13 protein-coding genes are annotated in these 13,203 nt (G+C 66.9%); 8 read left to right on the forward strand and 5 right to left on the reverse strand.

Features of this window, described 5'->3' with window-relative positions; all coding sequences use genetic code 11:
• Positions 1-2 precede the first annotated feature (2 nt).
• Complete coding sequence (locus MRBLWO13_RS08980; RefSeq protein WP_341978113.1) at positions 3-1,754, reverse strand: carboxypeptidase-like regulatory domain-containing protein; 1,752 nt, start codon at positions 1,752-1,754, stop codon at positions 3-5.
• 59 nt (positions 1,755-1,813) lie between these two features.
• Positions 1,814-3,097, reverse strand: coding sequence for a M18 family aminopeptidase (locus tag MRBLWO13_RS08985; protein WP_341978115.1), 1,284 nt, complete (start codon positions 3,095-3,097; stop codon positions 1,814-1,816).
• 110 nt (positions 3,098-3,207) lie between these two features.
• On the opposite strand from MRBLWO13_RS08985, the gene MRBLWO13_RS08990 reads away from it, so the two are divergent.
• The 4 genes from MRBLWO13_RS08990 (at position 3,208) to MRBLWO13_RS09005 (ending at position 6,334) form a co-directional block, all read left to right on the forward strand.
• Positions 3,208-4,068, forward strand: a complete 861-nt coding sequence (locus tag MRBLWO13_RS08990; protein WP_341978117.1) for an EamA family transporter — start codon at positions 3,208-3,210, stop codon at positions 4,066-4,068.
• A 134-nt stretch (positions 4,069-4,202) separates the two neighbouring features.
• Positions 4,203-5,690: a DUF222 domain-containing protein gene (locus tag MRBLWO13_RS08995; protein ID WP_341978119.1), complete on the forward strand. Its 1,488-nt coding sequence runs from the start codon at positions 4,203-4,205 to the stop codon at positions 5,688-5,690.
• Between the two features lie 70 nt (positions 5,691-5,760).
• The gene (locus tag MRBLWO13_RS09000) at positions 5,761-5,970 is read left to right on the forward strand and encodes a hypothetical protein (protein ID WP_341978121.1); all 210 of its coding nucleotides are present in this window, start codon (positions 5,761-5,763) and stop codon (positions 5,968-5,970) included.
• A gap of 151 nt (positions 5,971-6,121) precedes the next feature.
• A complete protein-coding gene (locus MRBLWO13_RS09005) occupies positions 6,122-6,334 on the forward strand; it encodes a hypothetical protein (RefSeq protein ID WP_341978122.1) in 213 nt (70 codons plus the stop codon).
• Positions 6,335-6,554: 220 nt separating this feature from the next.
• Here the strand turns inward: MRBLWO13_RS09005 and MRBLWO13_RS09010 are convergent, their stop codons facing one another.
• Complete coding sequence (locus tag MRBLWO13_RS09010) at positions 6,555-7,163, reverse strand: hypothetical protein (protein ID WP_341978124.1); 609 nt, start codon at positions 7,161-7,163, stop codon at positions 6,555-6,557.
• A 219-nt stretch (positions 7,164-7,382) separates the two neighbouring features.
• On the opposite strand from MRBLWO13_RS09010, the gene MRBLWO13_RS09015 reads away from it, so the two are divergent.
• Complete coding sequence (locus MRBLWO13_RS09015) at positions 7,383-7,763, forward strand: hypothetical protein (protein ID WP_341978126.1); 381 nt, start codon at positions 7,383-7,385, stop codon at positions 7,761-7,763.
• A gap of 327 nt (positions 7,764-8,090) precedes the next feature.
• A complete protein-coding gene (locus MRBLWO13_RS09020) occupies positions 8,091-9,032 on the forward strand; it encodes a hypothetical protein (protein ID WP_341978128.1) in 942 nt (313 codons plus the stop codon).
• 21 nt (positions 9,033-9,053) lie between these two features.
• On the opposite strand, the gene MRBLWO13_RS09025 is transcribed toward MRBLWO13_RS09020, so the two are convergent.
• On the reverse strand, positions 9,054-9,710 hold the full coding sequence (locus tag MRBLWO13_RS09025) for a response regulator transcription factor (RefSeq protein WP_341978130.1): 657 nt from the start codon (positions 9,708-9,710) through the stop codon (positions 9,054-9,056).
• A 230-nt stretch (positions 9,711-9,940) separates the two neighbouring features.
• Here MRBLWO13_RS09025 and MRBLWO13_RS09030 point away from each other — a divergent pair, with 230 nt between their 5' ends.
• Positions 9,941-11,083, forward strand: coding sequence for a histidine kinase (locus MRBLWO13_RS09030; protein WP_341978132.1), 1,143 nt, complete (start codon positions 9,941-9,943; stop codon positions 11,081-11,083).
• A 236-nt stretch (positions 11,084-11,319) separates the two neighbouring features.
• Here MRBLWO13_RS09030 and MRBLWO13_RS09035 read toward each other — a convergent pair whose 3' ends face one another.
• Positions 11,320-12,063 carry a GntR family transcriptional regulator gene (locus tag MRBLWO13_RS09035; RefSeq protein ID WP_341978134.1) on the reverse strand — a complete coding sequence of 248 codons (744 nt, stop codon included), beginning with the start codon at positions 12,061-12,063 and terminating at the stop codon, positions 11,320-11,322.
• A 168-nt stretch (positions 12,064-12,231) separates the two neighbouring features.
• Here MRBLWO13_RS09035 and phnD point away from each other — a divergent pair, with 168 nt between their 5' ends.
• On the forward strand, positions 12,232-13,161 hold the full coding sequence (gene phnD, locus MRBLWO13_RS09040) for a phosphate/phosphite/phosphonate ABC transporter substrate-binding protein (RefSeq protein WP_341978136.1): 930 nt from the start codon (positions 12,232-12,234) through the stop codon (positions 13,159-13,161).
• The last annotated feature ends 42 nt before the right edge of the window (positions 13,162-13,203 follow it).

Raw genomic sequence — 13,203 nt, forward strand, 5'->3', positions numbered from 1 at the left:
GCTCAGTCGCGAGCTCGACGCCGGGTCCGCGTCAGCAGGAAGGCGCCGATTGCGAGCAGGACGCCGGCGGCGGCGACGAACGGAGCAGGGTTCGCTCCACCTGTGGTCGCCAGCCCGGAATCTCCGGGCTGGCCGCCAGGGCCGACCGCTCCCGGAGCACTCGGAGTCGGAGTCGGCGTCGTCGTCACCGGGATGAGGGTGAAGTCCTGATCGACGATCACCTCGCCGGAACCGGTGATGGTCACGGCGAGCTCCGCGGGCTCAGCGACGGTGTATCCATCTGGTGCGGTCGCCGTGATCGTGTACGCGCCCGGCACCAGCTCATCGGCGACGTAGGTGCCGTCGTCTTCGCTCGTGACCGTGCGGTCGCCATCCGGCCCGTCGATCGTCAGGGACACGCCGCCCAGGGGTGTTCCCTTCGAGTCTTCGACGACGCCGGAGACGGAACCGAGACGGGCCAGCGCGAAGTCCACGCCGGTCACGTCTTCGGACGCCACCGTCTCGGTTCTCGTGGTCGCTCCGACCGGAACCGTGCCCTCGGGCACCTCGATGCTGATGGTGTACTCGCCGGAGGTCAGCTCGGGGAACGAGTAGTTTCCGGAGTCATCCGTGACGGTGGTCAGCGTCCCGGTCGGCCCTACCGCCGTCACCGCGACGCCTGCGACTCCGGTTCCTGCCGCGGTGACCCGGCCGGAAAGGGTCTCCGTCACCGGCGCGACGTCGCGCATGCTCAGGTCGACCACGGCGTCTTCGGTGCGGAGATCTGCCGTGCCGGAGCCGATGACGGCCTCTTTGCCTGCGGGTGGGGTCGCCGTGACCGTGTATCCGTCCGTGGCGATGTTGCCCGGGAACGCGTAGGTGCCGCCAGCAGCTGTCGTCGTCGTCGCGATCACATCGCCGTTCGCGTCGGTGAGGGTGACGGCGATGCCGTCGAGCGGGCCGGAGTCCACATCGACGACGGTGCCGGTGATGTCACGCGCGAGGACCGCGAACCACGTCTGGTAGATGGGGAAGCCGGAGCGTCGCGTGAACTCGAACGTGAGGGTCGAGAGCGGTGTGGTCGGTTCGAACCACGCGGCTGATCCGAAGGTGTCGACCGCGCCGGCGTTGCCGGTGAGGGTGAGTGCGACCGGATCCCAGGCGGGCACGTCATCCGCAGCGCCGGTGCAGGACGGCTTTCCCGCGATGCCAGGAGCGCAGTAGTTGAAGCCGCCCTGGAACCCGAGATCGGCGGCGGTGATCGGTGCGCCGGCCGCCGTGGTGCCGTGAATCCGCACGGCATCCGCGTCGATGTCGCCGAGCGCGAAGGCCCAGCCCGAGGACGGGGTGGGCGACGCGAAGGTGTACGTCGTCGTCGAGGGGGCGCTCGCCGAGTCGGCTTTCGGGCGGAGGTTGAGGTAGGGAAGGTCGCGACTGGAGCCGTACTTCGCTCCGATGGGGGTGCCTTCGGAGAGCCAGGTCGAGGCGCCGGAGATGACGCCGACCTGTCCGGCGCGGGAGTCGCTGGTCACGGTGGCGGTGAGGGAGGGCTGACCGGCGAACGACACGGCGGTCGTGTACGCGCCGCCGGAGCCGGAGAGCGGCGCCCATTCCGCCCATGCCGTCGTCGTCGCCGCCGATGCCGTCATCGCGCCGGAGACGCCCAGCGCGGCGATTCCCACGACGGCGAGCAGCGCGCGGACGGGTCGACGGCGCGGTCGGGAGCCTTGTCCCTGCGCTCGATTACGGGTGTGCGGCGTCGCGAAATACGTCATGTCGGCCCTCCGGTTGGCTCCGGATCAATATAGCGGTGCCGCACGGCGGGGTGAGAACATCACCCGCGGAAGAACGCCTCCGCCACCCGGGTGAGATCGTGCAGGTCGGCGACGCCGGCGAGTTCACGGGCGGAGTGCATCGACAGGATCGGGATGCCGACGTCCACTGTGCGCAATCCCAGACGGGTCGCCGTGATCGGGCCGATCGTCGAGCCGCACGGAACGGTGTTGTTCGAGACGAATTCCTGCGAGGCGATGCCGGCGCGCTCGCACCACGCCGACCAGGCGGCAGCGCCGACGGCATCCGTCGCGTAGCGCTGGTTGGCGTTGATCTTCAGGATCGGCCCAGAGCCCAGGACCGGCTGCACGACGGGGTCGTGCTTGGCGATGTAGTTCGGGTGCACCGAGTGTCCGACGTCGCTGGACAGGCACCAGGACGAGGCGTAGGCCTGACGGCGCTGGGAGGAGTCGGCGCCGAGGTGTGCGTACACGCGCTCCAGGACGTCCTCGAGGAAGGGACCGGCCGCGCCGGAGCGCGAGGCGGAACCGAGCTCCTCGTGGTCGAAGGCGGCGAGCACGGCGATCGGTCCGTCGGCGGTGGCCTCGAACGATGAGAGCGCCACGAGTCCGGCGTGCACCGAGGCGAGGTCGTCGAGGCGGCCCGCGGCGAAGAATGCGTCGTCCTTGCCGAACACGGCGCCGCGCGCCGAATCCGCCACGACCACGTCGTAGCCGCGGATATCGGCGGCATCGACGTCCGCGGAGGCGGCGAGCTCGGCGAGGAGATCGGCCGACGTCGGGTCGCCGAGTCCCCAGACCGGCTGGGTCTGGAACTGCTTGTCGAGTTCGAGTCCGCTGTTGGCACCGCGGTCGAGGTGGATCGCCAGTTGCGGCAGGCGCAGGAGTGCGCCGGTGTCCGCCAGCACGACGCGTCCGTCGGCGAGGGCGAGGCGTCCGGCAAGGCGAAGCTCGCGGTCGAGCCACGAGTTCAGCAGCGGGCCGCCGTAGATCTCGACCGCCGCCTGCAACCAGCCCTTCGAGCCGGTTGTCGGCTGCGGCTTGAGCTTGAAGCCGGGGGAGTCGGTGTGTGCACCGAACACCTGCGTGGGTGTCGTCGCGGCAGCATCCGTCGGCACGACCCAGGCGATCGCCGCACCGTCGCGGACGACCACGAAGCGTCCGCCGGACTGCGCCGGCCACGGCTGGCTCTCGTCGAGGCGGGTGAATCCGGCATCCTCCAGGCGCCGGGCGACCTCGGACGCCGCGTGGTAGCTCGACGGGGATGCGGCGATGAAATCGGCGAGATCGTCGGCGTGAGCGAGGGCAACCGGGGTGACGGGCATGAAGGGCCTTCCTGAAAGGGGGTACTTCGATCGTAATCGGGCAGGGACGGGGAGGCCGCCGGGCGGTCACCGGCTCCTCGCGGTCACCTGCGCCGGATAGGGTGTGCGCGATGTCTCCCCTTGCATTCGCCCTGGTACTCGCCGCCGCCCTGGCTCACGCGTCCTGGAACATCATCGCTCACGGTGTCAGTCGTGCCGGCGTCCCGTTCCTCTGGTGGGGAGCGGTCGGGAGCACCGTGATCTGGGCCGGGGTCGTGCCGTTCACCGGTGGTCTCGGCACAGACGATCTCGCCGGCTTCGCCCTCGGTGTCGGCGTTTCAGCAGTGCTGCACGTCTGCTACATGGCCGTGCTGCAGCGCGGCTACCAGGCAGGAAACCTCTCCACCGTCTATGCCACAGCGCGCGGTACCGGGCCGTTCCTCTCGGTGATCATCGCCGTTCTGGTCCTGGGTGAACGGCCATCGCCGATCGCCTTGATCGGGGTCGCGGCCGTCATCATCGGCGTGGTCGCCGTCGGTCTCGTGGATCGGGGGCGGAGCGTCAGGGGCGGCCTTGACCGCGGGCTCGTCTTCGGTCTGCTCACCGGGGTGGCGATCGCGATCTACACGATCTGGGATGCGAACGCCGTTCGCACCTGGAATCTGTCGCCGGTCGCGTTCATGGTGGGCACCACGGTGCTTCAGGTTCCCTTCTATTCGATCGCCGTGCGCGGGCGGTGGAAGGCGGTCTGGGCGCTGGGGCGGACCGAATGGCGCCGCATCGTCGCCTTCGGGGTGCTGTCGCCGTTGTCGTACATCCTCGTGCTCACCGCGATCCAGATCGCGCCGGTCGCGCTCGTGGCGCCGCTGCGCGAGGTGAGCGTCGTACTGGTCAGCCTTTTCGGCGCCTTCGTGCTGCGCGAATCGCGACCGGGATGGCGAGTGGCCGCTGCGGCCATCGTCGTGGTCGGGATCGTGTTGCTGGCGGTGTGAGAGCGCGCTGCAAGCAGCCTGTTGATCGTTGCGCGGGAACCGCGCATGCGCCACGCAGGAACATCCGCGGAAAAGGCTTTTGATCAGGATGATTTAGGGGTCGGAATGTCGGTGGCCCCGGGTTGAATGGAGGTATGAACAGCACCGCAGCGCTCCTGGATCAGGTCGTCGCCGACCTTGGTCCGGTGCTGCGGATGGATGCTCCAGTGGGCCGTTCAGATGCCGAGAAGATGGACATTCTTCGTGCTGCGGGGGAGGTGCAACGTCTGCTGGATGCTCTGGTCGTCGAGACAGTCGCCTCCGTGGATGGGCGCCCGGAAGGACCGGGGGATCCGTCGTTCGCGGGCCGGTTCGGATGCCGGAACATGAACGAACTCCTCCAGCGGGTCCTCCGGGTCGATGCGGCAGGAGCTGGCCGGGTGGTGAAGGCAGCGAAGGTTGTGTATCGCGAGACGGAGCTCACCACGGGTGCCCCGTTGCCGGCACGGTGGCCGGAGTTGCGGGGCGCGCTGCTGGACGGCGTGGTCGGTGTCTCGGGGTTGCTCGCTGCGACCGGACCGATCGAACAGGCCGGTCGTCGAGTGGGATGCGAGGACCGGGTGCGGGCGGATGCGCAGCTTGCGGCGTTCGCGCGAGGGTGTGCGATCGCCGACGCGGACGCGACGACCGCTGAGTCGATCGGGGAGTCTGGGCCGCCGGCCACACCGGATGATCTGCGGTTGTTCTCCCAGGTCATCGCCACGTATCTCGACCCGGACGGGGCAGAGCCCGCGGATGACCGTGCGATGCGGGCACGGTTCCTGAGCTTCGGGCGGGAGAAGGACGGCGGCATCCCGGTCCACGGGAACCTGCTTCCCGATGCTGCCGGACAGTTCCAGCGTCTTCTCGACGCCTACAACAACCCGAAGGTCGACGGCCCAGCCGCGCCCCACGCGAGCGGGGTGATGTTCCGACCGAGCGATGAAGACTCCACCGACGATCTCCGCGACAGCGAGGACACGCCTGAGGGCGACCTGTGCCCGGCACCGTACGACTCCCGAACGCCCGGGCAGAAACGCCACGATGCGCTCGCGGCGATCCTGACCATCGCCGCCCGCCACGACGACGTCCCGACCCTCGGTGGTGCCGCCCCGACCTTGGTCGTGTCCGTCACGGCGGAGGATTTCGCGTCCGGGCGCGGGTGGGCGCACGTCGACGGCATCGACACCCCGGTGCCGGTATCCGTCGCCGCCCACACCGCGTGTGCCGGGCACGTGCAGCGGGTGCTGTTCGACGAGAACGGGCGTATCCGGAGCATCAGCACAACCGACCGCATCTTCAACGTCCACCAGCGCCGGGCCGTTGCCCTCCGCGACAGGGAATGCCTCATCCCTGGCTGCCACGTCCGCGCGACCTGGTGCGAATACCATCATGTCCGCGACCACGCGTACGGCGGTCCGACCCACACCGACAATGGTGTCGCTCTGTGCTGGTGGCATCATCGCACCCTCGACGCCAGCGGGTGGGAGATCCGCATGAACAACGGACTTCCCGAGATCCGCGGCCCCGCCTGGTGGGACCCCGATCGGCACTGGCGCTACCCGCAGCACCTCCGATCGCTGCAACAGGCCGGGGCTCCATAGGGTGCGAGCCGTCGGTCGATTCCGGCATCCGCCGAGGTCCTCCGCCGAGCCCTTGTGTAGCATCGCAGGCATGCAATCGTCGGGCTGGACCTTCCTCGCTGCTGTGCTGTTCCTGGGCGTCGGGATCTACATCCTGCTGACGGGGCAGACCGACTGGTGGTCGATCGTCACGATCGTCGTCGCCCTGGCGGGATCCCTGGTGTACTTCGTCCGGGGCATCATCGAGCACAGGCGACGCAAGACTCCGTCGAAAGGCGCTTCCGGCGAGTCGGGTCTCTGATGTCCGATCTCACGAAAGTTCGACAGTCGGTGAGACGATACATCCCGTGATGCCGCGCGACTGATGCGGCGGCGGGCAGCCTTCTTGTCTCACGAAACTTGTCGTTGGTTGCGTTTCGCCCGTGTGCCTCGGCTCCCCTGTCGGAAACCGCGTGACCGGCGTGTCGAGCGTGCCTCGAACCGAGAGTGTCAAGCTGCCGCAAACGATCGTTTCGGTGGAGCGGTCGGCAGGGGCTTTCGGGATGTATCGGTTGGCGAACCTGGATGTCGACAAGACGCCGATCACGGGCGTCACGGTGGCGGTCTACAACGCCGAGCGCACCGATCTCTCTAGCCGGTCGTATCATCCGCGAGGGGGCGAGTGATGGGCGCCGGAGCAGCGCACACGCGCCCCGAGGGAGATTCTCACGACTGGGCGGCCGTCTGCCGCTGGGAGGACGCGGGGCGCCCTCCGCTGCCGTGCGAGAAGCCCGCCGAGCCCGAGAGCACGGATGAGTCCTAGCGCCCTTGCGGCGATCGCTGCGCGGGTCCACCCCGTGCGTGACGCTAGCCGGCTTGGGAGCGCCGCCCGCGCCAGCGGGCAGGTCATCCCCGGACGTCGGTGCCAACCCAGTTCAGGGCGCCGTTCTTGCCGGCTACGGTCGCGCCCAGGTGGATCTGGTGGTACGGGGCGTACACGCGGATGGCGTCGGTCTGATACGAGAAGCGGCCGGAGTCGGCGCCGTGGTCGTGGGCTGAATCCAGTTCCAGCTCGGTGAAGGTGGGCACGCCGTAGACCGGTCCTGCCTTCACCAGCACAGCGCACATGTAGTTGCCGTCTCTGTAGACACCGACCCGACCGAGAACGGTTCCCGAGGCGTTCGTGACTCTCTTCGTCGTAACGTACGTTCCCTTACAGGACGATGAGTACGATGCTGCGTTGGCGGTCGCAGGCACGGCGACCGCCAGGCCCGCCACGAGCACAGCGGCACCAAGACCGGCGACCAGTCGCTTCTTGATCGACTTCATGGTTTCCCTCCCGTGATCCGGAGCGCCGGCGCGCTCCCCGAACACAGCATGGCCGATACGCGACGAGGAAGGGAATGGGGAGAAATACCCTGACCTTCCGTTGGGCAGCTGCAGCGGTTTCATCACGTGCTCAGTCCTCGATGCCGAAGCCTCGACGGCGTGCACGAGCTTGTCGATCCCTCTCATCGTCCCAGCGTTCCAAATGGCCGCTAGCGGGCGGTCCGCTCGCGTTCAGCGAGGTCCTGTCGCACGCCAGCCCTGCGACCTCAGGCCACCGCGCGTCTCGCACGTGAGAAATCGACGTCAAGGTCCTGCAATCGCAGGGTTGCAAGACTGTTGAAGCCCCGATACGTTTAAGTGCAACCAAAAGGTTGCTTCGAGTTGACTTAGATTGAGGTGCTCATCATGTCCGAGACCAACTCCGCGTTCTCCGGCGGCCGTAACATCGCGCTCAAGGTTCCGCCGCATCGCTACGAAGAGACATTGGCGTTCTATCGAGATGTGCTGCATCTGCCCGCAGTCGCGGGACCGTCGGGCGGCGCGACCGGATTCGTCTTTGGTCCGTGCAACCTATGGGTCGACAACTGCCCTGGGCTCTCCCAGGCGGAGATCTGGCTGGAGGTCGTCACTTCGGATGTGGGAGAGGCGGCGAGCGTCATGGCATCCGTCGGACTTGCCAGACGAGATGAGATCGAAGACCTCGGCCCCGGGTTCGACGGCTTTTGGATCTCGTCGCCGTCGGACACGATTCACCTCATCGACTCGCGCGAACAGACGTGGGCCTGACGGATTTGCCGCCTGATCGCTAGCGGCGTCAGTCGGCTGCGATACGAGCCAAAACTCTCGAGCCTGCGGATTCGGAGGGCGATCCCTTCATCTGATTCAGACGGCAACCCGTCGCAACTCCGCCCGGCGCGTAACACCGACTCCCCACCGTTAGCCGAAACCGACCGTTACCGGTGAGCCGATGGCTGGGTCGTCAATCAGCGCTCCAACAAATTTCCCGCGAGCCCGACAGGTTCCGTGAGACGCTCCACCATCTTCGTGAGAATCCGACAAGCTTGTGAGATCGACCCCTGATTCGGGTGACGATTCGTCCGTTACCGTTGTGCGATGGAGACCGCCTCGATAACCAGGACCGCGTGGGATGAACTGCCCGATCACGTGCATGAGCTCGTCGCCGAGCGTCTGGACGGGCCGATCACCCTTGCGGTGAGTCAGAGCAACGGGTTCTCGCCGGGAAGCGCCGACCGGGTGCGCAACGACGCCGGCGAGCGGGCCTTCGTCAAGACCGCGCATCGCACGCCGCACCACCCAGGCACCTACGATCTGCATCGCCGCGAACTGGGCGTGATGCAGGCGATGCCCCGCGGCATCCGCGTGCCTGCCCTGCTCGGGTCCTTCGTCTCGGACGACTGGGCGGTGCTGATTCTCGAGGACATCGACGGCAGGCATCCGGGAGCCGCGCTCGACGGCACCGACGTCGTCGCCGTCCTCGATGCTCTGGGAACACTGCCCGAGTTGCGGGGAGCGGATGCCGCCGGACTACCGCGCGCGACGGACGAGTTGGCCGTCGATGCGTCCGGTTGGGCCGAGATCCAGGATGCGGACGCCGTCGGCGACTTGCCCGAGTGGATCGTCGAGAACTTCGATCGCCTCCGCGACGTGGCCGATCAGATCGTCATCGCCGCTGAGGGCGACCGCCTCCAGCACCTCGACTGCCGCGCGGACAACGTGCTCATCGATCGCGTGGGAACGGCCTGGATCATCGACTGGCCGTGGGCCGCCGTCGGTGCGCACTGGATCGACGGGCTCTGCTATCTCTTCGATGTACGCCTGCGAGGCGAAGAGGTGGACGCCGAAGAACTTCTGCGGACTCATCCGCTGTTCACCGGCGTCTCTGCCGCGCACATCGACGCACTTCTCGCTGCCCTCACCGGCGGCTTCTTCGCCAAGGCGCGACGTCCCGCGGTGCCGAGCATGCCGACGCTGCGTGAGTTCCAGCGCAGTGAAGCGCTCGCCGGAATGACCTGGCTCCAGGAGCGCTGGGGCTGACCCCGAAGTTCGGGGTCGTCGTCAGCGGAAGTCGACGAGCCCCGCGTGTGCGGCCGTGACGAGGATCTGCACCCGGTCGCGCACCTGCCACTTCGACATGATGCGGCCGAGGTGGGCCTTGACCGTGCCTTCGGACACGATGAGCGTCCGCGCGATCTCTGCGTTCGACATGCCCTGAGCCAGACGTTCGAGCACTTCGGACTCGCGCTCGGTGAGGGACTCGAGGTCGCGCGCTCCGCGGCCGGTGGGCTCGGTGTCGCGGACGTGCTTGATCAGCATCGACGCGATCCTCGGCGAGAGCGAGCTGGCGCCCTTGTAGACCTCGCGCACTCCGAGCACGATGTCGTCGGCGCTCGAGTCCTTGAGCAGATACCCGGAGGCGCCGGCGTTCAGCATCGGAAGAACCGTGTCGCTGCCGTCGAGCGTCGTCACCGCGAGGATGCGGACATCGGGCCAGCGCTCGGCGATCACCGCCGTCGCCTCGATTCCGTTCATCTCGGGCATCTGGACGTCCATCATGACGACGTCCGGGCGGTCGCGCTCCACGGCGGCGATCGCTTCGACGCCGCTTTCGGCCTCACCGATGACCTCGATCTCCGGGTCGCGGGATACGAAGTGCGAGAGCGCTGAACGGACGAGGGGATCGTCATCGACGATGAGAACGCGGATAACCGGCATGGAGGAAGCCTAACGGCGGCAATAAGTCCGTCAATTTGTCGATATAGACCTTTGGCCAGAAAAGACTGCCGGGTAGTCCGATGTGGTCGCTGCAGATCACCGAGAAGATGAAGTCAGTTCTCGACAAAAGACCAATCAGGGAGGTGAAAGACCATGACTTTTTGGCAGCAGCTTTGCTACATTCTGGGCATCATTCGCTAGATTACCTGGCGAGTAGGAGATAGTGAACCATGGCGTTCGCCCCCTCAACCCGAGAAGACTCGGGCATTCTCCGGCTGAGCCGCGGAGAGGCGTTGAGCGTTCTCGAGCGCATCTTCGTCCTGGTGGTCATCATCGTCGTCGTCGCTGTCGATCTGCTCGGCGTGTTCTTCTCGCCCGGCGTGAACGTCATCGCGTCCGTGCTCAGCATCGCGACCACGTCCGTGCTGATCCTCTATCTTTGGTCGCCCCTCCTCGCTACCTGCGCGTTGGGGCTCATGCTGGCTCTCTCATTCGTCACGGGCAACGAGATCCAGACACTCTTGGCTGTCGCCGTCGCGGCAGCGCTGGTCATGCGGCTCGGGTGGAATTCGCTGATCCTCTCCTACATCGGTGGTTTCCTCGTCGCAGCGGCGATCATCGCCTACGGCGATCTGAGCGGCCCGGTGAACGTCGGGATCTATCTCATCGTCGCCACCGTGGCCGGAGCGATCGGCTTCGCCCTTCGGATGGCCTTCGCCCGCGGCCGCCGCCTCGAGCAGCAGCTCGTGGAACAGGAACTGCAGGAGCGCGAGGCCGTGCTCGCTGAGCGCCGATGGATCGCCGGCGAACTGCACGACAGCATCGCGCACCACCTCACCGTCGTTGCCATGCACGTCCAGATGCTGGACGACGCGCAGGTGACTCGGCAATCCCAAGAGGCGATCCGCGTCGCCGCGAGGAAGGCGATGGCCGATCTGCGATTCGTGATCGAGCTCGCCGATGACGGACCACGCGCGTCCGCACTGCAGACCGGGGACCTCGCTGCCGCCGTCGACGAAGCCAGAAGCGAGTTCGAATCCGCGGGACACCCGGTGGTCAGCCAGGGAGACCCCCGAGACGAGCGGATTCCTCGCGCCGCAGAGATCGTGTTCGCACGGATCATGCGCGAATCGGCCACGAACATCCTGAAGCATGCGGGACCCGGTGAAGTCGGGATCGGGTTGCAGGTCGACGATGAGTCGGCGACGCTGACCATCAGCAGCCCGCTTCCGGCAACGCCCCGGCGAGACCTTCCCTCCAGCGGCACCGGCCTGAACCGGATGGCGGAGCGCGTGCTCGGGGCGAGTGGCACGTTCAGCGCGGGCGCGGTCGACGGTCAGTGGCGCGTGTCTGCCCGGCTGCTGATCGCCTGAGCGGCCGGTCGACGGCGTCTCCGCGCCGATGGATCCTGGACGAACGTCTATATGACTTTCGACCTTTGGCGCTTCTGGGCGACGTCTCCTATTACTACCGTAGGGAATGCCCCAATTGAGGCGCCCCCAGCGCCTTGGCGAGAAGCGTCCCCAGCGCTTCTGCGATCGCGAGCGCGATCTTCGGCTTCTGACTTCCTATCGCGCTCGCGGTCGCACTCTCTGGCCGGTTCCCGGTCTCAGCCGCCCACTGCCCGCATGTAGTGGCCGTCGGTGGAGATTCCGGATGCTGCGACCGTGAACCGCACGAAGTCGCTGAGGTAGCGGTCCTCCGACGCCTCGAAGATGAGGCCGTCCGCGTCGCGGGAGATGCGGCTGAGCCGCAGGATCGGGGTACCCAGAGGCACACGCAGCAGTGCGGCATCCTGTTCGTCCGCGGCCACGGCGTCGATCTCGTGCTGCAGTCCGACGATCGGATGCCCCTGCGCGGTGAGGTACTCGGTGATGGACACCGTGTCGAGATCCACGTCGAACAGTCGACGCCCCACGGCCTCGGTGTAGAAGAGTCGCTCGAGCATCGTCGGGCGACCGTCGAGCAGCCGCAGCCGCGTGACGCTCACGATGGTGTCGTCAGGGGAGACCCCCAGAGCCGCGGCGCGTGTACCGGCCCGGCGAAGGCTCAGTTCCTGGGTCTGGGCGCCCGGTTTCACACCCAGCTGTCGCGCCCAGCGCGTGAACGGCACCGAGACATCCACTGCTTGATTAGCCTTCCGGGCGACCACGCGCGCGGGCCGTCCGCGGCTCGTCTCGATGAGTCCGTCCGTCCGCAACGCGGCCAACGCGTTCCGGATCGGGCCGCGAGACGTGCGCCAGCGTTCTGCAAGCTCCGCCTCGGTCGGAACGTCGTCGCCGGGGCGCAGAGTGCCCGCCGCGATCTGCGCTCGGAGGTCGTCGGCGATCTGGGTGTACACAGCTTCTGCCACATAGGCATACTACTTGGCTTCTTGGGAATGACTGCCCTGTTCTGTCGATGTTCACCCGGGCAAAATCCGGGTAAACAGCCGTTGAACAGTTCCAAGTTAGGTATATTTCTCGATCGCCCTCCTGTCAGAGTTGCTCGTGGATCACCCCACCCACCCTGAAAGGTCCTCATGAAGCTCCGCGCTCTCCCCGCCCTCGCCGGCGTCGCGATCCTCGCACTCGGCCTCGCCGCCTGTTCCGGTTCGGCCGAGGCCACCGGTACACCGGGCGCCGATGAGTCCTCCGCCGCCAGCGGCTTCGCCGTCGACGAGAACACCCTCGTCTTCGGAGTCGTGCCCGACTCCGTCGACACCGAGACCAACTACCAGCCGCTGATGGACTACATCGCCGAGCTCACGGGCAAGACCGTCGAGTACCACGAGTCCACCGACTACGCCGCTCTCATCGAGGCGGCCGTCGCCGGCAAGGTCGACGTCGCTTCCTTCTCCGGCTTCACCTACGTCACCGCGACCAACAACGGCGCGAAGCTCACCCCGATCTCCTCGATCGTCACCGAAGAGGGCCAGGAGCCCGGCTACTTCTCGCAGGCGATCGTCCCCAAGGGCAGCAACATCTCCAGCATCGCGGACTTCAAGGGCAAGAAGGTCTGCTTCGTCGACCCGTCCTCGACGTCGGGATACCTCTTCCCGTCGTACAACCTCCTCAAGGCCGGCATTGACCCGAAGACCGACATCACCCCGGTGTTCGCCGGAAAGCACGACGTGAGCGTGCAGAAGACGGGCGAGGGCGTCGAATGCGAGGTCGGCTTCGCTGAGGACTCCGAGGTCGAGAAGTCGGATGCCGTGAAGGTCATCGACGAGACCATGGTCCCCGGTGCGCCGCTGGTGTACTCCTCCACGCTTCCGGACGACGTCTCCTCGAAGCTCGTCGACGGTCTCGCCGAGGTCACGATCGACGACATCATCGCCGCCGGCATCGACAGCGCAGACAGCGACGCGTTCCGCAGCGTCTTCTACGCCACCAAGCCGGTCGATGACAAGTACTACGACCTCATCCGCGACATCTGCAAGGAGACCGAAGCGGAGCAGTGCCAGGGCTGATCCACCTGGATCGCCCCTGAACAGCTGAGACCCCTGGAGACC

The organism is Microbacterium sp. LWO13-1.2, from assembly GCF_038397725.1.
In the GTDB taxonomy this organism is placed as follows: domain Bacteria; phylum Actinomycetota; class Actinomycetes; order Actinomycetales; family Microbacteriaceae; genus Microbacterium.

Bases quoted from the DNA above. Each gene is read 5' to 3' on its own strand.
- MRBLWO13_RS08980 (WP_341978113.1), bottom strand. From the start codon at position 1,754: ATGACGTATTTCGCGACGCCGCACACCCGTAATCGAGCGCAGGGACAA.
- MRBLWO13_RS08985 (WP_341978115.1), bottom strand. From the start codon at position 3,097: ATGCCCGTCACCCCGGTTGCCCTCGCTCACGCCGACGATCTCGCCGAT.
- MRBLWO13_RS08990 (WP_341978117.1), top strand. From the start codon at position 3,208: ATGTCTCCCCTTGCATTCGCCCTGGTACTCGCCGCCGCCCTGGCTCAC.
- MRBLWO13_RS08995 (WP_341978119.1), top strand. From the start codon at position 4,203: ATGAACAGCACCGCAGCGCTCCTGGATCAGGTCGTCGCCGACCTTGGT.
- MRBLWO13_RS09000 (WP_341978121.1), top strand. From the start codon at position 5,761: ATGCAATCGTCGGGCTGGACCTTCCTCGCTGCTGTGCTGTTCCTGGGC.
- MRBLWO13_RS09010 (WP_341978124.1), bottom strand. From the start codon at position 7,163: ATGAGAGGGATCGACAAGCTCGTGCACGCCGTCGAGGCTTCGGCATCG.
- MRBLWO13_RS09015 (WP_341978126.1), top strand. From the start codon at position 7,383: ATGTCCGAGACCAACTCCGCGTTCTCCGGCGGCCGTAACATCGCGCTC.
- MRBLWO13_RS09020 (WP_341978128.1), top strand. From the start codon at position 8,091: ATGGAGACCGCCTCGATAACCAGGACCGCGTGGGATGAACTGCCCGAT.
- MRBLWO13_RS09025 (WP_341978130.1), bottom strand. From the start codon at position 9,710: ATGCCGGTTATCCGCGTTCTCATCGTCGATGACGATCCCCTCGTCCGT.
- MRBLWO13_RS09030 (WP_341978132.1), top strand. From the start codon at position 9,941: ATGGCGTTCGCCCCCTCAACCCGAGAAGACTCGGGCATTCTCCGGCTG.
- phnD (WP_341978136.1), top strand. From the start codon at position 12,232: ATGAAGCTCCGCGCTCTCCCCGCCCTCGCCGGCGTCGCGATCCTCGCA.